The organism is Amycolatopsis sp. NPDC039088, assembly GCF_055598845.1.
Window position 1 is genome coordinate 123,861 of record NZ_JBVKAE010000019.1, and the last position, 23,124, is coordinate 146,984.

Annotated in this window: 29 protein-coding genes, 1 tRNA gene and 1 pseudogene; 15 read left to right on the top strand and 16 right to left on the bottom strand. The window is 67.7% G+C overall.

Annotated elements, in window-relative coordinates:
• Positions 1-327: 327 nt before the first annotated feature.
• From ACZ7KI_RS24245 to ACZ7KI_RS24255, 3 genes are read left to right on the top strand one after another with little or no spacing between them, the layout of a single operon-like run.
• Positions 328-1,827 (top strand): FAD-dependent oxidoreductase, encoded by a 1,500-nt coding sequence (locus tag ACZ7KI_RS24245; protein WP_470275376.1) that lies wholly within the window; start codon positions 328-330, stop codon positions 1,825-1,827.
• Positions 1,824-2,912, top strand: coding sequence for a hypothetical protein (locus ACZ7KI_RS24250; protein ID WP_470275377.1), 1,089 nt, complete (start codon positions 1,824-1,826; stop codon positions 2,910-2,912). The genes ACZ7KI_RS24245 and ACZ7KI_RS24250 overlap by 4 nt, the downstream gene beginning before the upstream one ends.
• A gap of 28 nt (positions 2,913-2,940) precedes the next feature.
• On the top strand, positions 2,941-3,540 hold the full coding sequence (locus tag ACZ7KI_RS24255; RefSeq protein ID WP_470275378.1) for a TetR/AcrR family transcriptional regulator: 600 nt from the start codon (positions 2,941-2,943) through the stop codon (positions 3,538-3,540).
• Between the two features lie 16 nt (positions 3,541-3,556).
• Here ACZ7KI_RS24255 and ACZ7KI_RS24260 read toward each other — a convergent pair whose 3' ends face one another.
• Positions 3,557-3,937, bottom strand: coding sequence for a VOC family protein (locus ACZ7KI_RS24260; RefSeq protein ID WP_470275379.1), 381 nt, complete (start codon positions 3,935-3,937; stop codon positions 3,557-3,559).
• Complete coding sequence (locus tag ACZ7KI_RS24265; protein ID WP_470275380.1) at positions 3,934-4,716, bottom strand: arsenate reductase/protein-tyrosine-phosphatase family protein; 783 nt, start codon at positions 4,714-4,716, stop codon at positions 3,934-3,936. Before ACZ7KI_RS24265 ends, ACZ7KI_RS24260 begins: the two co-directional genes overlap by 4 nt.
• Positions 4,717-4,820: 104 nt before the next feature.
• On the opposite strand from ACZ7KI_RS24265, the gene ACZ7KI_RS24270 reads away from it, so the two are divergent.
• A complete protein-coding gene (locus ACZ7KI_RS24270; RefSeq protein ID WP_470275381.1) occupies positions 4,821-5,330 on the top strand; it encodes a MarR family winged helix-turn-helix transcriptional regulator in 510 nt (169 codons plus the stop codon).
• A gap of 234 nt (positions 5,331-5,564) precedes the next feature.
• On the opposite strand, the gene ACZ7KI_RS24275 is transcribed toward ACZ7KI_RS24270, so the two are convergent.
• The gene (locus ACZ7KI_RS24275; protein WP_470275382.1) at positions 5,565-5,918 is read right to left on the bottom strand and encodes a DUF6223 family protein; all 354 of its coding nucleotides are present in this window, start codon (positions 5,916-5,918) and stop codon (positions 5,565-5,567) included.
• A gap of 186 nt (positions 5,919-6,104) precedes the next feature.
• Here ACZ7KI_RS24275 and ACZ7KI_RS24280 point away from each other — a divergent pair, with 186 nt between their 5' ends.
• On the top strand, positions 6,105-7,223 hold the full coding sequence (locus ACZ7KI_RS24280; RefSeq protein WP_470275383.1) for a sensor histidine kinase: 1,119 nt from the start codon (positions 6,105-6,107) through the stop codon (positions 7,221-7,223).
• Entirely contained in the window at positions 7,220-7,903 is a 684-nt protein-coding gene (locus tag ACZ7KI_RS24285; protein ID WP_470275384.1) for a response regulator, read from the top strand. Before ACZ7KI_RS24280 ends, ACZ7KI_RS24285 begins: the two co-directional genes overlap by 4 nt.
• 362 nt (positions 7,904-8,265) lie before the next feature.
• Here ACZ7KI_RS24285 and ACZ7KI_RS24290 read toward each other — a convergent pair whose 3' ends face one another.
• The 7 genes from ACZ7KI_RS24290 to ACZ7KI_RS24320 form a co-directional block, all read right to left on the bottom strand.
• Positions 8,266-8,739: a (2Fe-2S)-binding protein gene (locus ACZ7KI_RS24290; protein ID WP_470275385.1), complete on the bottom strand. Its 474-nt coding sequence runs from the start codon at positions 8,737-8,739 to the stop codon at positions 8,266-8,268.
• Entirely contained in the window at positions 8,736-9,587 is an 852-nt protein-coding gene (locus ACZ7KI_RS24295) for an FAD binding domain-containing protein (protein ID WP_470275386.1), read from the bottom strand. The genes ACZ7KI_RS24290 and ACZ7KI_RS24295 overlap by 4 nt, the downstream gene beginning before the upstream one ends.
• Complete coding sequence (locus ACZ7KI_RS24300; RefSeq protein ID WP_470275387.1) at positions 9,584-11,920, bottom strand: xanthine dehydrogenase family protein molybdopterin-binding subunit; 2,337 nt, start codon at positions 11,918-11,920, stop codon at positions 9,584-9,586. The genes ACZ7KI_RS24295 and ACZ7KI_RS24300 overlap by 4 nt, the downstream gene beginning before the upstream one ends.
• A 70-nt stretch (positions 11,921-11,990) precedes the next feature.
• Positions 11,991-12,467 (bottom strand): DUF3237 domain-containing protein, encoded by a 477-nt coding sequence (locus ACZ7KI_RS24305; protein ID WP_470275388.1) that lies wholly within the window; start codon positions 12,465-12,467, stop codon positions 11,991-11,993.
• Positions 12,464-12,895 (bottom strand): ester cyclase, encoded by a 432-nt coding sequence (locus ACZ7KI_RS24310; protein ID WP_470275389.1) that lies wholly within the window; start codon positions 12,893-12,895, stop codon positions 12,464-12,466. Before ACZ7KI_RS24310 ends, ACZ7KI_RS24305 begins: the two co-directional genes overlap by 4 nt.
• A gap of 47 nt (positions 12,896-12,942) precedes the next feature.
• A complete protein-coding gene (locus ACZ7KI_RS24315) occupies positions 12,943-13,872 on the bottom strand; it encodes a LysR family transcriptional regulator (protein WP_470275390.1) in 930 nt (309 codons plus the stop codon).
• 5 nt (positions 13,873-13,877) lie between these two features.
• Complete coding sequence (locus tag ACZ7KI_RS24320) at positions 13,878-14,399, bottom strand: DinB family protein (RefSeq protein ID WP_470275391.1); 522 nt, start codon at positions 14,397-14,399, stop codon at positions 13,878-13,880.
• Positions 14,400-14,455: 56 nt separating this feature from the next.
• Between ACZ7KI_RS24320 and ACZ7KI_RS24325 the strand changes: the two genes are divergently transcribed.
• From ACZ7KI_RS24325 to ACZ7KI_RS24340, 4 genes and pseudogenes are all read left to right on the top strand, one after another.
• Positions 14,456-15,049, top strand: coding sequence for an SDR family oxidoreductase (locus tag ACZ7KI_RS24325; protein WP_470275392.1), 594 nt, complete (start codon positions 14,456-14,458; stop codon positions 15,047-15,049).
• Positions 15,050-15,130: 81 nt separating this feature from the next.
• A pseudogene (locus ACZ7KI_RS24330) lies at positions 15,131-15,463 on the top strand (methyltransferase); the annotation flags it as partial.
• 33 nt (positions 15,464-15,496) lie between these two features.
• Positions 15,497-16,300, top strand: coding sequence for a metalloregulator ArsR/SmtB family transcription factor (locus ACZ7KI_RS24335; RefSeq protein WP_470275393.1), 804 nt, complete (start codon positions 15,497-15,499; stop codon positions 16,298-16,300).
• A gap of 5 nt (positions 16,301-16,305) precedes the next feature.
• Positions 16,306-16,905 carry a dihydrofolate reductase family protein gene (locus ACZ7KI_RS24340; protein WP_470275394.1) on the top strand — a complete coding sequence of 200 codons (600 nt, stop codon included), beginning with the start codon at positions 16,306-16,308 and terminating at the stop codon, positions 16,903-16,905.
• On the opposite strand, the gene ACZ7KI_RS24345 is transcribed toward ACZ7KI_RS24340, so the two are convergent.
• Positions 16,887-17,315: an effector-associated constant component EACC1 gene (locus ACZ7KI_RS24345; RefSeq protein WP_470275395.1), complete on the bottom strand. Its 429-nt coding sequence runs from the start codon at positions 17,313-17,315 to the stop codon at positions 16,887-16,889. The two genes, ACZ7KI_RS24340 and ACZ7KI_RS24345, sit on opposite strands and share 19 nt — an antisense overlap.
• Positions 17,312-17,587: a LytR C-terminal domain-containing protein gene (locus ACZ7KI_RS24350; RefSeq protein ID WP_470275396.1), complete on the bottom strand. Its 276-nt coding sequence runs from the start codon at positions 17,585-17,587 to the stop codon at positions 17,312-17,314. The genes ACZ7KI_RS24345 and ACZ7KI_RS24350 overlap by 4 nt, the downstream gene beginning before the upstream one ends.
• Before the next feature lie 7 nt (positions 17,588-17,594).
• Here ACZ7KI_RS24350 and ACZ7KI_RS24355 point away from each other — a divergent pair, with 7 nt between their 5' ends.
• Positions 17,595-18,002, top strand: coding sequence for a hypothetical protein (locus ACZ7KI_RS24355; RefSeq protein ID WP_470275397.1), 408 nt, complete (start codon positions 17,595-17,597; stop codon positions 18,000-18,002).
• Between the two features lie 46 nt (positions 18,003-18,048).
• Here the strand turns inward: ACZ7KI_RS24355 and ACZ7KI_RS24360 are convergent, their stop codons facing one another.
• The gene (locus ACZ7KI_RS24360) at positions 18,049-18,546 is read right to left on the bottom strand and encodes a hypothetical protein (protein WP_470275398.1); all 498 of its coding nucleotides are present in this window, start codon (positions 18,544-18,546) and stop codon (positions 18,049-18,051) included.
• A 267-nt stretch (positions 18,547-18,813) separates the two neighbouring features.
• Between ACZ7KI_RS24360 and ACZ7KI_RS24365 the strand changes: the two genes are divergently transcribed.
• Together ACZ7KI_RS24365 and ACZ7KI_RS24370 are read left to right on the top strand one after the other, a co-directional pair.
• Positions 18,814-19,437: a nucleotidyltransferase domain-containing protein gene (locus ACZ7KI_RS24365; RefSeq protein ID WP_470275399.1), complete on the top strand. Its 624-nt coding sequence runs from the start codon at positions 18,814-18,816 to the stop codon at positions 19,435-19,437.
• Positions 19,438-19,459: 22 nt separating this feature from the next.
• On the top strand, positions 19,460-19,837 hold the full coding sequence (locus ACZ7KI_RS24370) for a hypothetical protein (protein WP_470275400.1): 378 nt from the start codon (positions 19,460-19,462) through the stop codon (positions 19,835-19,837).
• A 49-nt stretch (positions 19,838-19,886) separates the two neighbouring features.
• Here ACZ7KI_RS24370 and ACZ7KI_RS24375 read toward each other — a convergent pair.
• Positions 19,887-19,960 (bottom strand) — tRNA-Leu (locus ACZ7KI_RS24375).
• 124 nt (positions 19,961-20,084) lie between these two features.
• On the opposite strand from ACZ7KI_RS24375, the gene ACZ7KI_RS24380 reads away from it, so the two are divergent.
• Entirely contained in the window at positions 20,085-20,306 is a 222-nt protein-coding gene (locus tag ACZ7KI_RS24380; RefSeq protein ID WP_005165704.1) for a DUF3618 domain-containing protein, read from the top strand.
• 3 nt (positions 20,307-20,309) lie between these two features.
• On the opposite strand, the gene ACZ7KI_RS24385 is transcribed toward ACZ7KI_RS24380, so the two are convergent.
• Both ACZ7KI_RS24385 and ACZ7KI_RS24390 read right to left on the bottom strand, forming a co-directional pair.
• Entirely contained in the window at positions 20,310-20,714 is a 405-nt protein-coding gene (locus ACZ7KI_RS24385; RefSeq protein ID WP_470275401.1) for a hypothetical protein, read from the bottom strand.
• 235 nt (positions 20,715-20,949) lie between these two features.
• A complete protein-coding gene (locus ACZ7KI_RS24390; RefSeq protein WP_465501628.1) occupies positions 20,950-21,507 on the bottom strand; it encodes a TetR/AcrR family transcriptional regulator in 558 nt (185 codons plus the stop codon).
• A gap of 121 nt (positions 21,508-21,628) precedes the next feature.
• On the opposite strand from ACZ7KI_RS24390, the gene ACZ7KI_RS24395 reads away from it, so the two are divergent.
• Positions 21,629-23,089: a flavin-containing monooxygenase gene (locus ACZ7KI_RS24395; RefSeq protein WP_470275402.1), complete on the top strand. Its 1,461-nt coding sequence runs from the start codon at positions 21,629-21,631 to the stop codon at positions 23,087-23,089.
• Positions 23,090-23,124: the final 35 nt, after the last annotated feature.

Below are 23,124 nucleotides of genomic sequence, written 5' to 3' on the forward strand. Positions count from 1 at the left end.
CCCCTATTGCCGGAGCCTCTAAATGCGGATTTCCCCGAGGTCGATCACCATGGACAGCGAAAGCCGTCTCCGTGGTGACGAAACCGTTGCCCGACTTGACGGTGCACCCACTCGCCTCGGGCAGGATCTGCTGCGTCTTCCGCCGTCCCATCGTTTCGCCACCGAGCGGGGCCATCGCCGTGGTGCGCGACCCGCCCGGCCACAAGCCCCGCTGTCGACGACTTCCTCGCCGCGCTGCTCCAAGCGAGGGACGACCAGCCTTGACATCAGCGTCCCGTCATTCATACATTCGACGTCACTTTGTATGAATGACGGGAGTTGATCCGCATGCGGCTCGGCAAGACCGCCGTCGTCCTGGGTGGCAGCGCCGCCGGTTTGTGCACCGCGGGAGCGCTCGCCCCGCACTTCGAGGAAGTACTGGTGCTGGAACGCGACGAGCTTCCGGCGGAAGCCGAACACCGGCGTGGCGTGCCGCAGAGCAAACACCCGCATTTCCTGCTGAACTCGGGCCGTCGCGCGATCGGGGAACTCTTCCCTGGTTTCGAAGACGACCTCATCGCCGCGGGCGGCCTGCATCTGATGCCGTCCATGGACGCCGCCTACCTCGACGGCGAGGGCTGGTCGGCACGCAAACGCGGCACGATGACGATGATCTACAGCTCGCGGATCCTCATCGAACGCGTGCTGCGCGACAAGGTGCGGGGCCTGGCGAACGTGACCATCCGCGAAGGGGTCGCGGTGAACGGCCTGACCGTACGGAACGGCGGCACCCTCGACGGAGCCGTCACCGGTGTCGATTTCTCCACCCCCGACGACGCCGAGCATGTCGACGCCGACTTCGTGGTGGACGCGATGGGACGCGGTTCCTCGGTCAGCGGCTGGCTGACGGCCGCGGGCTGGCCCGAGCCCGAAGTACGGACCCTCGACGCCAAGGTCACCTACACCTCACGCTGGTACGACCTGCCCTCCCCGGCGGAGCGGCCTCCGTCCTGGTGGTGGCGGCACCTGGTGATCATGCCGACCCCGGACAAGGGCGAGCACCCCGCGGAACACGAGTTCCTGGTCAACTTCTTCCCCATCGAAGGCAACCGCGCCATCGCCTGCATGGGCTCATGGGGAATCGAGATGCCTCGCACCACCGACACGTTCGTCGAAGCGGCCCGCCGGGTGCGGACGCCGTTGTTCGCCGAGGCGATGGACCGGTCCTCCCCCACCTCGGAGGTGCACCTGACCCGCTCGACCGGCAACAAATGGCGACGCTACGACCTTTTGCGCACTCCACCGAAGGGTTTGGTGTTCGTCGGCGACTCGATCTGCGCGTTCAACCCGTTCTACGCGCAAGGCATCAGTTCCGCGGCGGGTTCGGCGTTGCTGCTGCGGGAACATCTCGCGCGCGCCGACCGCCTCGACGTGAAGTTCTCCTCAAGATTCCTTGCGGCGCAGCGCAAACTGCTCAGCGTCCCGTGGAGCCTGGCGATGGCCAGGGACGGCGGCTACGAATGCGCGGCGGGGACCGAGAAGCTGCCCGAATGGCGACGACGCGTCGTCGCGGCCATGTCGAGCCCGGCGTTCAGCCTCATCGTCGGTGCGGCTCGTGAGGATCCGGTGGTCGACGACCATTTCGCCAAGGTGTTCAATCTCGACGAGTCGCTGGGTGCCATGCTGCGGAACCCTCGGGTGCTGGCCGGGCTTCTGCGCTACCGCGTCCGCGCCGCACTGGGCAAGCACCGGGTCCCGTTCGGCTTCGATCCGCAGGCCGAGCCACCCGCCACCGATTACTCGCCGGACAGCACGGCCACCGCCTCGGCGTCGGTACCCGCGCGATGAGCGCCGTCTGCGGGCCGGAGGCGGAAGCCGTCACCCGCGATCTCGGCTTCGATTGCCACGACGTCTCTCCCGTGGTCTCCCTCCGCTTCCCGTGGGATCTCGCCGAGCCGACGATGCCGCTGCTCGAAATCCTCGTCATCGGCGGCGCCGTATTCGCTTTGGTGCACGCCATTCGCCGCCACCGCTCAGGCGATTCGACGAACTTGGCGCTGTGGTTCGCTTCGCTCGTCTATCTCTTCGTGATCGAACCTCCGTTGTACTTCCCGGAGTGGTTCGGTCTCGAGCGGCAGTACGGCTTCATCTTCGCCCACAACCAGTTCACCGTGCAGTTCATGTGGGATCGGCTGCCGCTCTACATCGTGGCGTTCTATCCGGTGATCAGTCAGGTCGCGTACGAACTCGTGCGGTCACTCGGGATTTTCCGGCGCCGCGGCGCGCTCACCGGATCGGTGGCCGTCGCCTTCGCCTGCCAGGTGTTCTACGAGGTCTTCGATCACCTTGGCCCGCAACTGAAATGGTGGGCCTGGAACTGGGACAACCGGATCGTCAACCATCCCGCGATGGCATCGGTGCCGATGAACAGCATGCTGTTGTTCGCTTCCGTCTCGATGGGGGCCATGACCTACCTGGTCGTGCGGTTGACCGGCGGCGCGCGAAGTGGCCGCTCGCTGGTCCTGCGCATCCTGGTGGCCGGTGTACTCACCCCGCCGACGATGGCGATCGCCGGTATCCCGTCGAGTTTGTTCGGCGGGGACGAGCCCAACACGACCGCACAGGCTTGGGTCCTCGGTATCGAGCTCGCCCTGCTCTGGGTGGCGGGCACGTGGATTCTCGTTTCGCATCTGCGATCCCCGGATCGCGGGCAGGGTGAACCGCTGTCCGCCTTCGCCCGCTTCTATCCCGCCCTTTACCTGGGTGGCATGGCCGCGTTCTGGCTCAGCGCGCTGCCCGCGTACTTCTCCGCGAAGAACGGCGTCACCGAGGACGGCACCCCGATCGGAAGCGGCCTCTACGCGCTCATCTGCTTCCTCGGGGCGGGTCTGATGCTGGCCGCGGTGTACCGGAAGGCACCTGCCACCGGCTGAAGCGTTCCCCTCGGGGAAGATGGAGCGCATGGGGCACCATGGATGGCAGGGCAACCCACCCGGCACCGAAGACGAAGCACGCCGCCGGATCGTCGAGGCGGCGACGGCCTGCATCGACCGTGCCGGGCTCGCCAAGACCAGCCTCTCCGACGTCGCCGCGGAAGCCGGCGTGACCCGGCAGACCGTCTACCGTTACTTCCCGAGCCTGGCGGAGATCCTCCGCGCCGTCGCCTTGGCGGGCGTCGAGGAGTTCGCCGGGCGGATGGAACGCCATCTGGCGTCGTTCGGCAGCGCCGCCGAGGCGGCCGTGGAATCCGTGGTGTTCGCCGTCCGGACGGTCCCTGAAGAGCCCTACCTCGGCCTGCTCCTGGAAGCGGGCGAGACCGACTTCTTCACCGTCGAAGTCGCCTCCGCCCCGGCCTTCGCCCTCGGCGCGCGGATACTCCGGAACGTGCCGGTCGATTGGGCCGCCGTCGGTGTCACCACCGACGAGGAGCTGCAGGGGCTCGCCGAGATCCTGATGCGGCTCTTCCTGTCTTTTCTGCGCTACCCCTCGGCGGCGACGCTCAGCGACGACGAGCTGCGGAAACTCGTCCGCCGGTGGATCGGACCGGCGTTGGGCGGATGACCGGGCCTGATCCGGGTCAGCGGGCGGGTTGGAACAGCTCGACGAGATTGCCGGCCGGGTCGGCGAGCAGGATCTGACGGCCGCCGGGACCGGCGACGACGTCGCTGAGGAAGTCCTGCCCGGCGTCACCGAGACGGGCGATCTCGGCGTCGAGGTCGTCGACGACGAGGTGGATGCGGTTGCGGCCCGCGGTGTTGACGTCGTCGGGGGTGGCACGCGCACCCGAACTCGCGGGCCCGGACAGCAGCAGCCGCAGCGGTCCGCGGACCACGTCGGCGAAGGCGGGCGCGGCATCGGTGTTGAGGGTGAAGCCGAGCCGAGTGGTGTAGAAGTCGATGGCGGCTTGGACGTCGTCGACGAGGTAACGGACGCTGGCGGTCTTATCTGGTGTGGTCACGGCGAATTCTCCGATCCATTGGTAGCGGCGAGAACGGGCAGCAGATGCCGAACGCGGGTGTCGATTTCCACCGCGGCCCGCTCGAAAGCGGAATAGTCGGTGTCACCGGCCGCCGCCGGGTCGCGGATGCTCCAGTGGACCCGGCGCGCGTGGTGGCCGGGCTCGGGGCAGACCTCGCGAGCCTTGTCGCACAAGGTGATCACGTGGTCGAACCGGCGAGCGTCGAGGGTGTCCAGGTGCCGGGGGCGTTGTTCGAACACGTCGACGCCGAACATTTCGCGCAGCACCCGGACGGCGCTGGGGTGCAGGCTGGATTTGGGGCGGCTGCCGACGCTGGTCACGGCCACCTGACCGGCGGTGTGGTGGCGCACCAGGGCTTCCGCGATCGGTGAGCGGGCGCTGTTTCCGGTGCAGACGAACAGCACGGCGACCTGGCCGTAACGCCGACCGTCCGGCGGAGCGGGTGGTGCGGTGTCCCGGCGCAGTGCCGGATGCAGCGCGGCCCCGCTGCCTGTCAACGCCTCGGCGCAGCGATCCAGATCCAGGTGGTAGTAGCTGTCCCGGCCGTCGAAGCTGCTGCGCGTCGCGGCGACAAGCCCGCCGTCACGCAGCAGCCGCAGGTGATAGGACACCAGGTTCTGCGGCTGGTCGATCCGCTCCACCAGCTCTCGCACCCGGTAGTCACTGTTGGCGAGTTCGGCCAGTAACCGCCACCGCAGCGGATGAGACGCCAGTCGGACGAAGGCCGGTGGATCGAAGACTTGCCCTGTGGGCACCATGTGTCGAAGTTTACATCAAATGAGCTTGATGCATCAACCTCATTTGATGCGTTTTCGGAGCGGCCGACTTGCCGGGCTGATACTGGACCGGTTATGCATGAGTCATGCAAGCAAGGACGGCGAATCTGCTCGGTGCGGCGGCGCTGGCCGTATCCGACCGGATACTGGCGGATGCGCACCGGAAGGTCGGGGTCAGCGCCAGCGGCGCGGCGGCACTGGTGGTGGCGTCGACCGGTCCGGGGTTGAGCGTGTCCGAGTTGGGCCGCCGGGTGGGACTGAGCCAATCGGCCGCGGCCCGCATGGTCGACTCGCTGGAGCGGAGCGGGTTACTCGAACGGCGCCCTCGCCAGGGCCGGGAAGTGGCCGTCGAACTCACCCCGGAGGGGCGACAGGCGGCGAGCACCCTCCTGGAGGCGCGCGGCGCGGGACTGACCGGCTTGATCGAAGAGCTCAGCGCGCAGGAGCAGGACCAGTTCGCCGATCTGCTGGGCAAACTGCTGACCCGCCTCTACGCCGACGTCGGCAACGCCGATCTGTTGTGCCGGCTGTGCGACAGGGCGAGCTGCACCGACGGCGCGGTGTGTCCGGTCGGGCAAGCGGAGCGGTCTCGCTAGTGATTCGGGCCGCTAGTCCGTGAAGGCCTCCATCCCTACTCTCAAGGCAGGGGCCCGGCGAAGTCGGGATGCTGCAGGTCGGTGACCTCTCGGTCATGGCGCAGGGGACCACCAAGAACAGCGCCGACCAGCAACTCTGCGACTTTGCCGGGACCCTGCCCTCACAGTAGGGAAGGAGGCCTTCACGGACTTTCCTGGCTCACGTGAACTACCACGATGGCCGCACTACCGGGATCACCCGCTGTGGGACCGGGAGCGAGCCAAGGTCAGCCCACCGAGGAGCAGGGCGGCCAGCCCGATGATCAGTGCCACGAAGGCCCCGGCCAGCCCGTTGCCGGTCCCGATGCCCCCGTCGGAGGTGGCGACCACCAGCCCGGCCAGGACCATGCCGACCGCGGCCGTCACGACGGCCACGATGGCGCCGCGCCGCCCGGAGCCGCTGCCGAAGCGGCCGGCGGACCGAGCACGGGCGAGCCCACCGGCGACGACACCGATCAGACCGAGCACCCCGGCCACAATGGATCCGAGCCGCCCCGGGCTCAGTGTGTAGATATCGGCGGTCTGCTGGGCGAAGACATGAACGGACATGAGTTCTTCCTTCTCTCGGTGACACGCCGATCCTGTCCGCCGCACCCACCACTCGTCGTCGCACGGACGTGGACATCGGGCACTGCCGTCACCGCGGCAGAAACCCGGGAACTACCACGGACGCGGTAGTCGTGTGTGGTCTTCGCGGAGGATCACTTCGAGTCGCCGTCCGGCTAGGGTTCGGAGATGCGCAAGGCACGAATCGGTGCGAGAGACTGGGCGATCGCCGCCGGGGTGCTGGCTGTCCTCGTGGTCACGGTGATGTCCCGCCGGTCATCGGACACGAGTCTCGAGCCGCTCGGCTACGCGTTCTTCGTGATCGGAGGCGTGGCGCTGGCCGCGAGCCGCCGGGCGCCCGTCGCCGTGCTCGCCACGACGGGGCTGACCGCGCTGGCCTGCCAGCTCGTGGGTTTCGACGTACCGGCCGTCGCGTACTTGTTCGCGGTGTACGCGACGATGCGCGCCGGGCACCGGATCGCCACGCTGGCCGGTTCGGTGGTCATGGTGCTCGCCCTTCCGTTCGCGATCCTGGCTTCTGCGCGCGTGTTGTCCGTGGGCGAGGCCTTCATCCACAGCCGCGAAGTCCTGCAACTGGCCTGGCTGATCGCCGCCGCGGCGGCGGGTGAGGCGCTGCGTCAGGCCGAGCGACGGGCCGACGAAGCCGAGCGCACCCGCGAGGAGGCCGCGCGACGCCGGGCCGACGAAGAACGCCTGCACATCGCCAGGGAATTGCACGATTCACTCACGCACCAGATCTCCGTCATCAAGGTGCAGGCGGAAGTCGCCGTCCACCTTGCCCGCAAACGAGGTGAAGAGGTGCCGGAAGCGTTGCTAGCGATCCGGGAGGCAGGCCGTGAGGCTGCGGGCGAACTGCGCGCGACCCTGGAGGCGCTGCGCGATGACGCCGAACATCCGCCGCGTGGCCTCGACGCCGTCCCGGACCTGGTGCGGCAGGCCAGAACGACCGGACTGGACGCGAAACTGACCGTCGAAGGACAGCGGGCCGACGTACCGGCCGCGGTGGACCGGGCCGCGTACCGGATCGTCCAGGAGTCCCTGACCAACATCACCCGGCACGCCGCCGCCGCTTCCGCTTCGATCCGGATCGGCTACCGCCTGGACACGCTCGTCATCCAGGTCGACGACGACGGGAAAGCCGTTCCCGGCACCGGCTCGGTGCCCGGCGTCGGGCTGCTCGGCATGCGCGAACGGGTCACCGCGCTCGGCGGCCGTCTCCGGGCCGCGCCACGCGGCGACGGCGGCTTCACGGTCGAGGCCGAACTCCCCGTCGCGCGGTCGTCGTGATCCGGGTCCTGCTGGTCGACGACCAGCCGCTCATCCGCAGCGGATTCCGCGCCCTCCTCGACGCCGAAGACGGTATCGAGGTCGTGGCCGAAGCCGCGGACGGAGGTGAAGGGGTCACGCTGGCCAGGAAGCACCTGCCCGACATCGCGCTCATCGACATCCAGATGCCGCTGGTCGACGGCATCGAGGCGACCCGGCGCATCGCCGCGGACCCGGCGCTGGCTTCCGTGCACGTCGTGATCCTGACCAACTACGGTCTGGACGAGTACGTGTTCAAGGCGTTGCGGGCCGGGGCCGCCGGATTCCTCGTCAAGGACATCGAGCCGGAAGACTTCCTGCACGCGATCCGCGTCGCCGCGCGCGGTGACGCGCTGCTCGCTCCGTCGATCACCCGCAAGCTGATCGACCGGTACCTCACCCTGCCACCCGCCACCGGGACCGTCGCCGGTCTCGCGGAACTGACCAACCGCGAACGCGAGGCCGTCGTCATGGTGGCTCAAGGCCTGTCCAACGACGAGATCGCCGCTCGGATGGTGATCAGTCCGCTGACCGCCAAGACCCACGTCAACCGGGCCATGACGAAACTCCACGCCCGTGACCGCGCCCAGCTCGTCGTACTCGCCTACGAATCCGGACTGGTCGCCCCTGGGGCGAAGGCCTCAAGACACGAAAGTCCGTGAAGGCCTCCTTCCCTACTTTCAAGGCAGGGTCCCGGCAAAGTCGAAATCTTGCTGGTCGGAGACCTCTTCGTCATGGCGCAGGCCGACGTCTATGAAGGAATTGGGACGTTGAGTGTCCCAATTCCTTCATGGACACGGGGTCGCACCCCGGTTGCGAAGCTTGATCAACAGAACTTCAGGGGCATGCCCCTGAACCCGGTACACCTCGAGTGTGGAGGATTTGGGACGTTCACCGTCCCAAATCCTCCACACTCGCACCCCACAGGCATCAGCGATGCCACATCCAGACCACCAAGAACAGCGCCGACCAGCACTTATGCGACTTTGCCGGGGCCCTACCCTCAGAGTAGGGAAGGAGGCCTTCACGGACCTTGGCTGTGGCCGGGAGCCGCGTCCCGGATGGCGTCCACGATGAACTGGTAACCCGTGCACCGGCACAGGTTCCCCGAGATTCCCTGCCGGATCTCGGCGTCCGTCGGGGCGGGGTTCTCCTTCAGCAGTTCCATCGCCGTCGCCAGCATCCCGGGCGTGCAGAATCCGCATTGCAGGCCGTGGTGCTTCCGGAACGACTCCTGCAGCGGACTCAGTTCGCCGTCTGAGGCGAGTCCTTCGATGGTGACGATCTCCGCCCCGTCCACCTGGACGGCCAGCAGGCAGCACGAACGCGCGCTCGCGCCGTCGAGGGTGATCGTGCACGAGCCGCAGACGCCGTGTTCGCAGCCGACGTGCACCCCGGTGAACCCCAGGTCGTGGCGAAGGAAGTCGGCCAGGGTCCGCCGCGGTTCGCAGTCCGCGCGGTAGGTCCGTCCGTTCACCGTCAGGGTGACCGTGATCATGCGCGCTCCTTCGCTCGCGCGATCGCCCGCCGGGTGAGGACCGCGGTCATCTCGCGCCGGTAGCCGGCCGGTGCGTGGAAGTCGCTTGGTGGATCCGTCGCGGCGGCGGCGAGATCGGCGGCGACGGCGATCGCGTCGGCCGTCAGTGCGCTGCCGACGAGTGAGTCCTCGGCGGTGGTGGCCCGGATCGGCGTCGGGCCCGCGCCGCCGACGGCGATCCGCGCGGTTTCGCAGACGTCGCCGGACATCGTCACGGTGACGAAGACGGCGACCAGCGCCAGATCGCGGCTTCGGCGGCTCAGTTCCTCGACCGCGTGACCGCCTCGATGCGTCGGCACCGAAATGCGGGTCAGCAGTTCGCCGGGACCCAGCGCCGTGCGATGCGGGCCGAGGAAGAAGTCGCGTGCGGAGACCAGCCGCTCACCCTCGGGGCCGTGGACGCCGAATTCGGCGTCGAGCGCGACCATCACCGCGGGCAGTTCCGCGGCGGGATCGGCGTGCGCGAGGCTGCCGCCGATCGTGCCCCGGTTCCGGATCGCCGTGTGCCCCACGTAACCGATCGCTTCGGCGAGCAGAGGGACTTCGGAGCGTACGACTTCGGACATCTCGACGACGCGGTGCCGGGTGAGCGCGCCGATCTCCAGCCGTCCGTTCTCCTCGCGCAGAAAGGAAAGCGCGTCGACGCGGTTGATGTCGACCACCAGCGGCGGCCGGAGCTGACGCAGATTCAGCAGCGGTACCAGGCTCTGCCCGCCTGCCAGCACCCGCGCGTCCGGCGTACCCGCCAGCGCGTCGACGGCCTCATCGAGCGACGCGGCCCCGAGATAGTCGAACGGCGCGGCCTTCACCGGCGTCCTCCTCGCTTCATCGCGGCCAGCAGCCGGGGCGGGGTGATCGGCAGTGAAGTGATGTCGACGTCGTACTCGCGCAGTGCGTCTTCGACCGCGTGCGCGATCGCCGCGCCACCGCCGATCACGCCCGCTTCCCCCATGCCCTTGAACCCACCGGGAACGTGTTCGGCGGGCGTCGTCATATGGGACACGGAAAAGGGCGGGATCTCGGTCGCGGTCGGCAGCAGGTACCCGGTGAACGACGTGGTCTCCATCCTCCCGTCGGCGCCGTAGACCAGTTCCTCGTACAGCGCGCCACCGATCGCCTGCGCCGCGCCGCCGTGTAACTGCCCGTCCACGATCATCGGGTTGATCACGGTGCCGCAGTCGTGCGCGATCAGGTAGTCCAGCAGCGTCACCACGCCGGTCTCCCGGTCGACTTCGGCGAGGACGGCGGTGCAGCCGAACGAGGTCGCGACGTTGACCGGGTCGTAGACTTCGCGCTCTTCCAACGTCGGCGTCTCGTCTTCGGGCCAGGCGCCGTTCAGTCGCCGGTATGCCGCGTCGCCGATCGCGGCGAGCGTCACCTCTTTGCCCGGCACGCCTTTCACCGAGACCACTCCATCCTCAATGGACAGATCGTCGGGTGAGGCCTCCAGCAGATGTCCCGCCACCCGCAGGATCTTCGCCCGCAACCGGGTCGACGCGTTCAGCACGGCCGCGCCGCCGACGGCCGCCCCGCGGCTCGCCGCCGTGCCGTATCCGGTGTACGGGCAGCTGTCGGTGTCCCCGGAAAGCACGGTGACGTGGTCGAGCGGGACGCCGAGGGTCTGCGCGGCCACCTGAGCCAGCGCCGTGTGGATGCCCTGGCCGATCGCCGACATTCCCGTGTGGACGGTCACATGCCCGGTCGAGTCGACCCGCACGACCTCCTCGTCGAACCCGGAATGTCCCAGTCCGGCAAGGTTGATGATCCGGCTCGGCCCGAACCCGGTCAGTTCGTTGTGGAAGGAATACCCGACGCCGACACCGTTTCCGCGGCGCTTCGTCCAGCCCGCGTCTTCGACCGCCTTCAGGCAAAGGTCCAGGCAGTCTTCGTAGCGGCCGTTGTCGTAGACGAACACCGGGCTCTGGTAAGGAAACGCTTCCGGTGGGATGAAGTTCTTGCGCCGCACCGCGTGCGCGTCCACGCCGAGACGTTTCGCCAGCTGCTCCACCAGATGTTCGTGGACGAAGTTCGCCTTCGGCAGCCCGTAACCGCGGAACGATCCGTACGGCGACCGGTTCGTCATCACGGCGACGAGGCTCAGTTCCACGTTCGGGATGGCGTACGGCCCGGTCAGCAGCGCGGTCGTCGTCCAGCACGGGCTGGCACCGGCGGAACCGAGCACACCGCCGAGGACGCCGTACACCGTGGCACGCAGCCCGATGATCGTGCCGTCGTCTTTGGCCGCGAGTTCGACGTCGATCTTCTGCTCGCGCGAGTGCGCGTTGGCGACGAAGCTCTCCGCGCGATCCTCGATGAGCTTGACCGGTTTCCCGGTGCGCCGCGAGAGGATCGCCGCGACGACCTCCTCGGCGTAGAAGTCGAACTTGTTACCGAAGCCGCCCCCGACGTCGGGGGTGCGCACGCGGATCCGGTCCATCGAGAGCCCGAAGATCTCGCCGAACAGCTCACGCGCGAGGTTGGGCGCCTGCGTCGAAAGCCAGACGTCGAGCCGGTCGGTGAACGGATCCCAGGTCGCCACCACGCCGCGCGTTTCGATCGGCGCGCCCATCTGGCGCGCGAAACGGAACGATTCGGTGAGCACGACGTCGGCCTCGGCGAACGCGGCATTCACGTCACCCATCGGAATCGTGCCGGTACCGGCGATGTTGTCCGGCCAGTCTTCGTAGAGCTTCGGCGCGCCGTCCGCCAGCGCCTGTTCGAGGGTGCTGACGGCCGGGAGCTCCTCGTACTCGACCTCGATCAGTTCCAGCGCGTCTTCGGCGGTCGCCCGGTCCTTCGCCGCGACCGCCGCGACGCCTTGGCCGGGATACCGCACCTTGCCGACGGCGAGCGCGTGGTGTTCGGCCATCCGCATATCCGGCAGGTTCGACCAGATCACCGGTTGCGGTGCCTTCGTACTCGCGAGCACGTCTTCGCCGGTGATCACGGCGAACACGCCGGGATGGGCGTTCGCGGCCGCGACGTCGACGCGCACGATCCGCGCGTGCGGCAGGGGACTGCGGAGGACGGCGGCCTCGAGCATCCCCGGCACCTGGACGTCGTCGATGTACCGCGCCCGGCCGGTGAGCAGGCGGACGTCCTCCTGCCGGGTCACCCGCGCGCCGATCAGCCCCTCGCCCATGATCTCACTTTCGCGCACCGACGGCCTTTCGCGCATCGTGCACACGGGTCACCCCGGCTGGCGAATCCAGTCAGAGAATCCGTGCGACGCGGTAGGCGATCCCGCCTTCGACCAGATAGCCCGAGCCCGCGCACACCACGTCGTTCAGCCACGCGTAGCGCTTGTCGCCGGTTTCGAAGAGCGGATTCGTCCGGAAGTAGTACTCGGCCGGATCGACGAGGTGCCGGGTCGCGGGGTCGGCGAGTTCGGCGCGGCGCTCGGCCGGGATTCGCCAGCGGCCGCCGTAGGTCATGTGCAGCAGCGCGTCGTCGTGGGTGCGCAGGGTCAGCCGGACGTCGAGCACCATCGTGCCGTTCGCGCGGAATATCGCCCAGTCACCGCCGGTGGGCAGGACTTCGCCGCGCAGATCCGGACCGTCGAACGTGCCGCCGGCGGCACCGAAGAACGTCCGGCCACCGCCGATGTTCAAGGGAGGGTGGAGGTCGACGACGATGTCGAAGAGCAGTTCCGTCCGGAGTTCGCCGACATCCTTCACGCGCGTGGTCATGAGCCGAACACCTTCCGCCGGACGGCGTCGGTGGAGACGCCGGACTGGGCGCAGAGCGCCGAGAGATCGAAAAAGAACCGTTCGGACGCGATGAGGCCGTCCGCGAACGTGAATTGGATGAAGACGGGCAGCTCGGCGCGTTCGCCGTTGGGCACGACGCCGAACCGGTCGCCGGTCATGGTCATCCGGGCGGTGCCCCAGCAGACGAGCGTGGTGCCGTCGCTCGCGTGGCCGTCCAGGGCGACGTCGTAGTTGGGGAAGGCGGCGAAGAAGCGTGTCAGCGCCTTCTCGTTCTCGGCCCGGCCGTTCGCCGTCGTCCCGAAGGCCGGTGTCTCGAGCACCATGTCCGGATGCAGCAGGTCGAGTGCCGCGGGGATGTCTTGCCTGCTCTTGGCGACAGCCAGGGCACGGGCGAGTGCGAAGCTCATGAACTAAACGTACGATCGTTCGTATAGTTAGGCAAGCATTTAGTCCTCTAAATGCTCATGGCGGCCCGGTCCACCTCCGGAAGCCATTGCCGCTCGGGGTCGAAGGGGCGGTAGCCGGACCGCACGTGCTCGATCAGCAGCGCCAGCGTGGGGTGCCGGTTCTCGCGCCGCCACAGCAGGGAGAACGGGTACACCGGCGTCGGATCGACGAGCGGGATCTGGACGACGTCCGGATGCCAGGGCACGTGCATCTTCGCGCCGACGAAGCCGAGGCGGTCCTTCGACTCGCTGAGCACCTCGATGTGGTGCTCCAGCCCGAAGTTCGGGCCATCGGTGTCGACGAGGATGCCGAACGCGGGGCACAGCTCCTGCCAGAACTCCGCCCATTCACTGGCGCGCGCGTTGTACGGCATCCAGGCCGTCAGGCCGGCCAGTTCCGCCATGCCGACCCGGCGTCGCCGCGCGAGCGGGTGCCGTCGGCCGACCAGCAGATTCGCGGGCTCCAGGTAGGCGGGCGTGCGGTCGATCGCGGGATCCGGCACGGTGTTGACGCGGGCGAAGGCGGCATCGACCGTGTCAGGCAGCAGTGCCCGTCGCTCCGCGCCGAGGCCGGGTGTGACGAGTTCCAGTTCGTCGTCGTGGTCGGCGTGGAACGCCCGGATCACCTCCATGGTCGCCAGCCGTGTGCCGAGGACGTCGACGCGCAGCGGGCGGCGCCTGCCCTGGAGACGCTCGACAGCCTGGTCCGCGAGACCGATCAGCGCACGGGCGTGCTTGAGGAACTCTTCGCCGTCCTCGGTCGGGTCGGCCCCTCCGCGCGTCCGCGACAGCAGCCGTACGCCGAGATCCGACTCCAGCTTCGCGACCCGTTTGGAGATTGCCTGCTGACTCACCCCGAGCCGGATCGCCGCCTCGCCGAAGTACCGGTCTTCGGCCACCGCGACGAACGCGCGGACCGCGCCGAGATCGAGCTCCATCTGTCCTACACCGCGCTGACGCGCAACAACCGAAGCTGCCCGATCTCGGAGACGTTCTTCATCAGCTCGGAGTTCACCCAGGCGACGGTGTGGGCGAAGGTGAGGCCGGCTTCTTCGCCCCACGGGTAGCCGGAGGAAGCGTCCAGGTCGGCGTCGGTCAAGCGATCCAGGACAGCCAGCCATTCCTCGCGGAGCCCGCGCAACCACTCGACGGCGGAGTCTTCACCGGGCCATGTGATGTCCTCGCGCCCACGCGGCGTCCGCCGGTTCGCGTGATCGAGGGCGACACTCCACCACCAGCCGATATGCCAGGTGAGCCAAGCGATCGTGGGGACGGGGACGGGATCCGGTTCGGAGTCGGCCCAATCGGCGCGCCAGGCACCGTCGGCGTCCTGGCGCACGGTCCAGCAGAGCTCCCCGGGCTCCCAGAGGAAATCCTCTGGCTTCAGCTCGGCAAGGTGGTACTCGAACAGCGACCAGGTCAGCTCGAACTGCCACCGCGACAATTCGGAACGGGATGCGGGCACCCGCCGGATCTTCCCGGCGCGGCCGTCATGGGCGCAACCTGATTACCTTGGTGAGCATGAAGTCGAAGATCCTTTTGGTCGGCGCCACCGGAACGATCGGGACCGCCGTCTCCGAAGCCCTCACCGCACGCGGGCACGAGGTGCTGCCCGCGTCCCGCTCCGGCGAGATCCGCGTGGACGTCGAACAGCCCGCCACCCTCGACGCGGTGTTCGACGCCGAGCCGGGGATCGAGCACGTCGTCTGCTGCGCGGGGAGCGGCACCCTCGTCCCGATCGACGGCGGCACCGACGAGGAGTTCGTCCAAGGACTGCACGGGAAGCTGCTCGGACAGGTATTCCTGCTGCGGCACGCGATCCCGCGGCTGCCGGACGGAGGTTCGGTCACGGTGACCGCCGGCCGGATCCCGGAGACCTTGCGCGGCAGCGCGTTCGGTTTCCTGACGAACGCCGGCCTCGAAGCGTTCGTCGCCGCGGCGGCCCACGAACTGCCCCGCGGCCTCCGCGTCAACGCCGTGAGCCCGGGCTGGGTGAGCGAAACACTGGCCGCGCTCGGCGAGCCGGACGGCGGCACCCCGGCGGCGGACGTCGCGTGGTGCTACGTCGAGGCCGTGGAGACCGCGAGCCTCACCGGACGGACGCTCACGCCGTAACTGACCGGCCGCATTTTCGGTTGACCGCGCTGCGGGTCGCGGTCACCCTCCGGCTGCCGGACCGGCTGTCCGGCGACGGCGGGCAGCTTCTTCGACCCGCTCCCGGCCGGGGCGGACGCGTATCTGCTGTCCGACATCCTCCACGACTGGGACGACGAGCGCGCCCATCGCATCCTGGCCCGCTGCGCCGAGGCGGCGCGCCCGGGAGGTCGCGTCCTCGTCATCGAAGCGGTCGGCGGACTCGGGGCCCAAACCGAGTGGGACCTGGTCATGCTCGTGCTCTACGGCGGCCGCGAGCGGCGTCTCGACGAACTCCGTGAACTCGCCGCCGCCCATGGCCTGGCCTTCGACTCCATCACCTCGCTGACCGAGCAGCGCAGCCTCCTGGAGTTCCACCTCAAAGATATTCCTTGACAAGAATATTCTCTGAGGTGAATACTTCTTGGCATGGAGCAGATCGCAGCAGCACTGGGAGACGGAGCGAGGTGGCGCATCGTCGAGCTTCTCGCCGAGCGGCCCCGGTCCGTCGGTGAGCTCGCCGAGCTGACCGGCCTGCGGCAGCCGCAGACCACCAAGCACCTCCAGACCCTCGCCCGCGTCGGTCTCGTGACGGTCTTCCCGCTCGGGCAGCGTCGCGTCTACGCGGTCGAGGGGGCCCCGCTGAAGGAATTCGGAAGCCGGCTGGGGGAGCTGATCGCGACCATCCAGGCGAACGAGGGCGAGCGAGATGTCCTCACGCGCTATCAGGCCGCGATCGGCGCGGATTCCGCCGCCGCGGATCGTGCTCGGTGGGCGGACGGACGCGCGTTCTCGTTCGACCGCTCGCTCGCCGCGCCGCGAGACGTCGTCTGGCGGCATTGGACCGAGCCCGCTCTGCTCGCGTCCTGGTGGGCGCCGCCGTCGATGACCGTCACCGACTGCGTCATCGAACCGAAGACGGGCGGACGTGTCGTCCTCGACTATCGCGACGCGGAGGGGCGGTATCGCTCCGCAGGAAAGGTCCACGCCGCGAGGGAACTCGAACACCTCGAGTTCGATCTCTCGGTGCTGGACGGCAAGGGAGAAACCTTCTTCACCGGTCACTACGACCTGAAGTTCACCGACGAGCCCAACGGGACCCGCCTCCGGCTGGACCTGCGCATCACCGAAACCACCGTCGAGGCCGTCCCCTTCATCGCCGGGATCGAAACCGGCTGGGGCCAGGTGCTCGACAACCTCGCGACCCGACTCACCACGCACGAAAAGGAATGAACGACATGACGAACTCGACCGGCCGCCGCGTCACCGCGAACATCAGCCTCAGCCTCGACGGTCACTACAGCGGCCCCGGCGGCCCCGGCGACATGGGCGCGATCGTTTCGTACGCGACCACCGACGTCGCCCGCGGCCACCTCGCCCGCATCCACGAAAACGCGACGACGGCGCTGCTCGGCAGAAAGAACGCCGAGGGCTTCCTGGGCTTCTGGCCGACCGTCGCCGCCGACGAGAACGCCGACCCGCGAGACCGCGCCTACGCGAAGTGGCTGGTGGACGCGGAAAAGGTGGTCCTCTCCACGACACTGACCGAGTCCCCCTGGGACCGTGCCCGCGTGGTGAACGCCCCCGCCGCCGAGGTCGTCGCCGAACTCAAGGCGAGCGGCGAGGGCGACATCCTGGTCAACAGCAGCGCGAGCGTCATCAAGGCGCTGCTCGCGGACGACCTGATCGACCGGCTGTACCTGATGATCTGCCCCGAGATCACCGGCGGCGGGCAGCGGCTGTTCGTCGACGGCCTGCCTGCTTCGAAGTGGAAGCTGACCTATCAAGAGGTCGGGGAGCTGGGGGAGATGGCCGTGGTCTACGACCGCGTTCGCTGATCTTCGGGTGGCTCCGGCGTCTCGCCTTCGATGGCGGGACGTCGGTGTTCGCTCTTCTCGATCAGCTCACCGATTTCGCGGATCACGCCTTGCGCGTCTTTCGCCCGCTTCACGTCGATCTTGATTTGCGTACCTTCGCGGCTCTTGATCGTGAGCGTGATATCGGCCCGCGTCTGGGTGAGCCAGGTGGTCACCGAGCGGGCGAGGACGGCCCCTGCGCCACCGGAGCCGAGCGCTACGACGAGGACGTCGACGACGCTTCCCATCTCGCCGGGGCGGATCGGCTGTCGTCGGCCGGCGACTCGGCCGCGGAAGTCGTCCTCGTTCGTCAACCAGGAGCGCAGGGACCGGAAGTACTGGTCGGAGTTGTCGCCTTCGACGGCGAGGAAGACTTCGGAGTGCGCTGTCATGGCGTCCCAGTTCCCTGATAGTCCTTGGTGATGATCACGATGACGCCGGGTCCGGCGTTCTGAATCCCCTCGAACCGGGGCTCGGCTCGGATTCCGAACCGGTTTGCCAAGTCCTTGGCGGCCCGCTCTTCGTCGGTTCCAGGACGGTAGTACGCGGCTGACGCGGGAAGCTTTCCTTGAAAGCCGCCTCCGTCAATGACATTCCAGCCATCGGCTTTGAAGTCATTGCTTGCCTTCTCTCCGAGGCCGGGGACCGTCGAGTTGTTGTACACACGGACGGTGACCCACTTGAAGCCCTGGCTACTGCCCGTCGCAGGCGCCGCGCTGCTGGTCGTCGACGGCGGTGTCGTAAGCGTGCTTCCGCTTGTCGTCGGCGAACTGGAACTCGTCGTAGGGGTGGTCGGTGGCGTCTTCGCGGAGTTCGCCGTCGTGTCCGGTGCGTTGGCGATCATGACGATGACGGTGGTGACGAGAGCGGCGACCGCTGCGATCACGGAGACGGCGATGACCCTCGTGCGCGATCGCGCACCGGAAATGCCAGGTGTCACCTCGTCCGGAGGAGGTGACGGTTCGACGAAGGCGGTCGCCGGGTTGCGAGTGAGTGCCAGTTGGCCGACGGTGTCGGTGCCCCGCTGGGACGGCAAGGGCAAACCGCGGATGCGCATGGCGTGCCGGAGCTGGGTGTAGACCGTGCTGAGGGGAAGCAGTTCGAGGCCGTCCGCGACACCCCGGTTCAGCACCTCCAGCAGCGCGCCGGTGAACACGGTGAACCGCTCTCCAGCGGGAGCCAGCGAAAGAGCGTTCCCCGGCACGGAGGCCAACGTGTAGGAACCGGCGATCTCGGCCTGGCCGAGTACAGGAACACCTGCCGCACGATCTCGAAAGGCAGGGCGCTGACCTCGAGTTCGTCGTGGTCGGTGTCGGGCAGCGCTAGATAGAGCTCTTGCTTGACCGGCCCGAGCAGGCCGTGCCCGGCGAAGTAGACCAGCAGGGTGTCAGTGGCCAGACTGGCGGATTCCCTCAACTGCCTGTACGCCGTGCGCACGGTGTCAGGATTGCTGACGATGGCACAGCGGTCGGAACTGAAGCCGCCGTAGTGGGGGTCGGTCAGGGCCAACGCCAAGGCCGTGAGGTTGTTGGACACGGCGGGAAGGTCCGGTATATCGGTGTCGTGGTAGCGGCTCGCGCCGATCAGGACGGCGTATGAGCGATCGGGATCCGGTAATCGCACCTGCTGACATCCGTAGTTCTGGGCCTGGAGGCCGCGGCGACTGACCGGGGTCAGTATTCCATTGCGGTACGTGCTTCCGGGAGGTATCGGGGTCCTCGGCGTGATCCGTGGAGAAGCGACCCGCAAACGCATGATTCCGTCGATGAGCACGTCAAGTGTCCTCACGGGCGCGATGCGAGGCTATCAACTATAATCCGGTTACCTGTACTATAGTTGGCATCCCGGCACTATAGTGGTCCGGCCAGCGCGTACTGGAGGAGGCGAATCGTGGACTTGAGCCGTCCGTTGATGACGGTCACTCCCACGCTCGACGGCGACGTCCTGGCCGTACTCGCCAACCACGACGGCATCTTCACCACCGGGCAGCTGCATCGGCTGCTGGCGCGGCATTCGGAGGAGGGCATCCGTAAGGTGCTGCGTCGCCTGGCGAAGCAGGGTGTCGTGTCGTCCGACAGGGTCGGGAACGCCTTCGCGTACCGGCTCAATCGTGAGCACCTCGCGGCGGAGCACATCGTCGGGCTCGCCCAGATGCGCAAGACACTCCTGGAGCGCATCGAGGACCGTCTGGAGTCTTGGGAGATCCCGCCGGTGTACGCCGCTGTATTCGGCTCGGTGGCACGCGGCGAGATGACGGAGGACAGCGACGTGGACCTTCTGCTGATCCGGCCGGATGACGCCGATGACCATCTGTGGGAGACGCAGGTTCACGAACTGGCGGTCGAGGTGACCCGCTGGGTCGGCAACGACACTCGCCCCCTGGAGTTCACGGAAGCCGAACTCGCCGACCGCGCATACGACGAGGTCGTCCTGCGCGATGTGGTGCGGGACGGGCTCACCGTCGCCGGGAGCCGGGCTTGGCTGGCCAGTCACTTGAGAAAGAGAAAAGGCTGACGTGCGAACTCGGCAGTGCGACGTGAGCGTTCAACGCGGGCGCCTGGGCAAGGCAAATCAGTTCCTCGAGGCAGCCGACACGATTCGCGAACTTGCCTGCGAGCACGAGGACGTGACCGACGCGTACGTGACCTTGTGTGTGCCCGCGGGCATCGCGGCGGCTGACGTCATCTGCTGCGCCAGGCTGGGTGAGCACGCGCTGGGCGAAAGTCATGATGAAGCGATCGGCTTGTTGGCCAAGGCGGACAAGGACGTCGCGAAACACTTGAGGGCCTTGCTCAAGCTGAAGACCAAAGCGGGTTACAGCCATACCCCGGTTACCGCGGACGAGTTCAAGCGCGCGGGCCGGGCGGCTGAGACGCTGGTCGAAACGGCTCGTCGGGCAACGAACGTCAGTTGAGAACTCGACGGGGCCGCCATACGCGCCGACGCGTGTGGCGTGGCTGGGGTGGGCCCGGAGAGACTCGAACTCTCACTGGCACGGACCTAAACCGTGTGCCTCTGCCAATTGGGCTACGGGCCCCAGTACCGCCTCGAAATCGTAGCGTGCGACACGATCGGCGTTTCTCGGCGTGGCCGGTGCCGCCGCAGGGGGTGACGTCCTCTAACGTGGGGCCCCTGCAGGTACGTTGCGGCGAGGAGGACACGTGGCTCGCGATCCGGAGACCATCGAGCGTGAGATCGAGCAGGCCAGGAACGCGCTGGTCGCCACGCTCGACCAGCTGGGCACGAAGGCGAACCCCGCGAAGCTGGTGGATTCCGCGAAGACCGGCCTGCGCGCGAAGCTGGACGAGCCCAAGGTGAAGTACCCGCTCATCGGCGGTGCGGTGCTGATCGGCGTGCTGCTGATCCGCAAGCTCCTGAAGTAGGTCTCAGGAGGTCTGGGCCGCCTTGGCCGGTGTCTTGGCGGGCTCGTCCTTCTGGGCCTTCGCCTCGTCGACGGCCTTCGGGAGTTCCTTGCCCTGGGGCACCGGCGGCTTGGCGGTCTTGTCCTTGGCCTTGCCGTTCGCCGGGGGAGGAACCTCGAGGGGTTCGATCTCCGGGAGCGTGAGTCTCGCCGTCATGTAGGCGGCGGTGAACTCGAGCGCGCTGCCGTTGAGCAGGTGCACAACGGTCGACCGCTCCGGCGGGGACAGTTTCTCGACCAGCTGGTCGGCCCGGTCCCGTGCCGCGATGATGCCCGGCGCGCGACCGGTCAGTTCCTTACCGGAGCCGCTGACCGTGACTTTCCAATCGTCGTCCTCCTGGACGTACGACGCGGTGATCGGTTCGGTCATCCGCCTCACCCCTCTCCCTCGCGAGCATGCGTCACTACTGTGGACTTCGCCACTCCGCCACCATGACGCCGCTTTCACGAAGCGGCGCCCCCTCCTGGTGGAGGCCGTGACTGTCCATCAGAGTTTCTACAGTGTCATCGATACAGTAGGACAACTCTGTGTCACAAGACACTGGCGGCAATGTGCACTGAGTGACGACCGAATGGCCTAATGCACGCGCATCTTCACAGTCGCTTCAGCGGGCCCTCGCCGACAGGCCGGACCAGAGGATGTCCATCGCGTATCCGGTGGCCATTTCGGGGCTGACGTCCTCGTGTCGCTCGCACCAGATCGCGAGTCGTTCACATGCGCCGACGACGAATTCCGCGGACGCTTCGGCGCGGAAGTCGTCGCCCGCTTCGATGTAGTCGCTCATCAGCGCGGCGATCAGGTCGGTCTGCTGGCGCCGGGTCTGCTCGATCTCGTCGGCGGCCGGCGTGCCGATGAGGGCCATCTCGTGCCGGAGGAGTGACCAGGCCTGCCGTCGTTCCCGGATGAAGACGAAGAAGGCGAGCAGACCTCGCCGTAGCGCCTCCTCGGCGGTGGTGGCGCCCACGGTCGCGCGTTCGGTGGCCTCGCGCAGCGCCGCCCGCGACTGCTGGATGCAGGCCAGCAGCAGTCCCTCTTTCGAGTTGAAGTACTCGTAGAGCATCGGCTTGGAGACGCCGACGCGTTCGGCGATCTCGTCCATCGAGGCCGCGGTGTAGCCGCGTTCGGAGAAGACTTCTTCGGCGATCTCGATCATCTGTCGCATCCGGTCTGCCCGTGGCATGCGTTTGCGCTTCGCCGTCGTCACCACAGCACTCTACCGAAGGTAACCTACTTCAAGTAGGGTGAACTCCCGGTAACAGGTAATTCGAACGAGAGGTCGGGTCATGGGCAACCGCACCGAGACCGGTGTCGTCATCGTCGGGACCGGCTTCTCCGGTCTGGGCATGGCCATCCAGCTGCGGAAAGAGGGCCGCGAGGACTTCGTCATCCTGGAGAAGGCCGACGACGTGGGTGGCACCTGGCGGGACAACACCTACCCCGGCTGCGCCTGTGACATCCCCTCGCACATGTACTCGTTCTCGTTCGAGCAGAACCCCGGCTGGTCCCGCGCGTACTCGCCGCAGCCGGAGATCTGGCGCTACATGCGCGACGTCGCCGACAAGTACGAGCTTCGCCGCTTCATCCGCTTCGGCCAGGAGATGACCGGCGCCCGCTGGGACGCCGAGGAGAACCGCTGGCACGTCGCGTCGAAGTCCGGCGACGAGTTCGTGGCGCCCGCGCTCGTGGCCGGGGTCGGCGCGCTGCACCTGCCGCAGATCCCGAAGCTGCCGGGTATCGAGAACTTCAAGGGCCGCGCGTTCCACTCCGCGCGGTGGGAGCACGACTACGACCTGACCGGCAAGCGGGTCGCCGTGGTCGGCACCGGCGCGAGCGCGATCCAGTTCGTCCCACGGATCGCGAAGGACGTCGAGGAGCTGACGCTCTTCCAGCGGACACCGCCGTGGATCATGCCGAAACCGGACCGCGAGATGCCGTCGGCCCTGCAGAAGGCGTTCCGGTCGGTGCCGCTGCTGCAGCGCGCCTTCCGCGACGTCCTCTACTGGGGGCTCGAAGCCCGCGCGATCGGCTTCAACGGGCATCCGTGGGTGATGAAGATCGGCCAGCGCATCGCGAAGCGCAACATCCACAAGAGCGTCAAGGATCCGGAACTGCGCCGGAAGCTGACGCCGGACTACACCATGGGCTGCAAGCGGGTCCTGGTCTCCAACGACTACTACCCGGCGCTCGCGCGGGACAACGTCGACGTCGTCACCGACGGCGTCACGGAGGTGCGCGAACACAGCGTCGTCGACGGCGCCGGGGTCGAGCACGAGGTCGACGCGATCATCTACGGCACCGGATTCCACGTCACCGACGCCTTCGATGATCTGGAGATCATCGGCAGGGACGGACGCAACCTCGGCAAGGAGTGGGCGACCGAAGGGATGCGGACGTACCAGGGAATCACCGTGTCCGGGTTCCCGAACCTGTTCTTCCTGCTCGGCCCGAACACCGGACTGGGGCACAACTCCGTGGTGTTCATGATCGAAGCGCAGATCTCCTACGTCGCGCAGGCGCTGCGGCTCGCCCGCGGCAAGGCGCTCGACCCTCGGCCGGAGGCGCAGGAGCGCTTCAACGGCGACATCCAGCGCAAACTCGCCAAGGGCATCTGGACCCAGGGCGGCTGCAAGAGCTGGTACCTGGACGCGAAGGGCGTCAACCGGACGATCTGGCCCGGCTTCACCTGGCGGTACTGGCTGGACACCCGCAAGGTGCGGCGCGAGGACTACGAGCTCCTCGGCTGAGCCCGCGAAAAGGGGGAGGTCCGTGAGGGCCAGGA

Excerpts from the sequence above, each read along its gene's own strand:
- ACZ7KI_RS24245 (WP_470275376.1), top strand. The coding sequence starts at position 328 with ATGCGGCTCGGCAAGACCGCCGTCGTCCTGGGTGGCAGCGCCGCCGGT.
- ACZ7KI_RS24250 (WP_470275377.1), top strand. The coding sequence starts at position 1,824 with ATGAGCGCCGTCTGCGGGCCGGAGGCGGAAGCCGTCACCCGCGATCTC.
- ACZ7KI_RS24255 (WP_470275378.1), top strand. The coding sequence starts at position 2,941 with ATGGGGCACCATGGATGGCAGGGCAACCCACCCGGCACCGAAGACGAA.
- ACZ7KI_RS24265 (WP_470275380.1), bottom strand. The coding sequence starts at position 4,716 with ATGGTGCCCACAGGGCAAGTCTTCGATCCACCGGCCTTCGTCCGACTG.
- ACZ7KI_RS24270 (WP_470275381.1), top strand. The coding sequence starts at position 4,821 with ATGCAAGCAAGGACGGCGAATCTGCTCGGTGCGGCGGCGCTGGCCGTA.
- ACZ7KI_RS24275 (WP_470275382.1), bottom strand. The coding sequence starts at position 5,918 with ATGTCCGTTCATGTCTTCGCCCAGCAGACCGCCGATATCTACACACTG.
- ACZ7KI_RS24280 (WP_470275383.1), top strand. The coding sequence starts at position 6,105 with ATGCGCAAGGCACGAATCGGTGCGAGAGACTGGGCGATCGCCGCCGGG.
- ACZ7KI_RS24290 (WP_470275385.1), bottom strand. The coding sequence starts at position 8,739 with ATGATCACGGTCACCCTGACGGTGAACGGACGGACCTACCGCGCGGAC.
- ACZ7KI_RS24300 (WP_470275387.1), bottom strand. The coding sequence starts at position 11,920 with ATGGGCGAGGGGCTGATCGGCGCGCGGGTGACCCGGCAGGAGGACGTC.
- ACZ7KI_RS24305 (WP_470275388.1), bottom strand. The coding sequence starts at position 12,467 with ATGACCACGCGCGTGAAGGATGTCGGCGAACTCCGGACGGAACTGCTC.
- ACZ7KI_RS24310 (WP_470275389.1), bottom strand. The coding sequence starts at position 12,895 with ATGAGCTTCGCACTCGCCCGTGCCCTGGCTGTCGCCAAGAGCAGGCAA.
- ACZ7KI_RS24315 (WP_470275390.1), bottom strand. The coding sequence starts at position 13,872 with ATGGAGCTCGATCTCGGCGCGGTCCGCGCGTTCGTCGCGGTGGCCGAA.
- ACZ7KI_RS24325 (WP_470275392.1), top strand. The coding sequence starts at position 14,456 with ATGAAGTCGAAGATCCTTTTGGTCGGCGCCACCGGAACGATCGGGACC.
- ACZ7KI_RS24335 (WP_470275393.1), top strand. The coding sequence starts at position 15,497 with ATGGAGCAGATCGCAGCAGCACTGGGAGACGGAGCGAGGTGGCGCATC.
- ACZ7KI_RS24340 (WP_470275394.1), top strand. The coding sequence starts at position 16,306 with ATGACGAACTCGACCGGCCGCCGCGTCACCGCGAACATCAGCCTCAGC.
- ACZ7KI_RS24345 (WP_470275395.1), bottom strand. The coding sequence starts at position 17,315 with ATGACAGCGCACTCCGAAGTCTTCCTCGCCGTCGAAGGCGACAACTCC.
- ACZ7KI_RS24385 (WP_470275401.1), bottom strand. The coding sequence starts at position 20,714 with ATGACCGAACCGATCACCGCGTCGTACGTCCAGGAGGACGACGATTGG.
- ACZ7KI_RS24390 (WP_465501628.1), bottom strand. The coding sequence starts at position 21,507 with ATGCGACAGATGATCGAGATCGCCGAAGAAGTCTTCTCCGAACGCGGC.
- ACZ7KI_RS24395 (WP_470275402.1), top strand. The coding sequence starts at position 21,629 with ATGGGCAACCGCACCGAGACCGGTGTCGTCATCGTCGGGACCGGCTTC.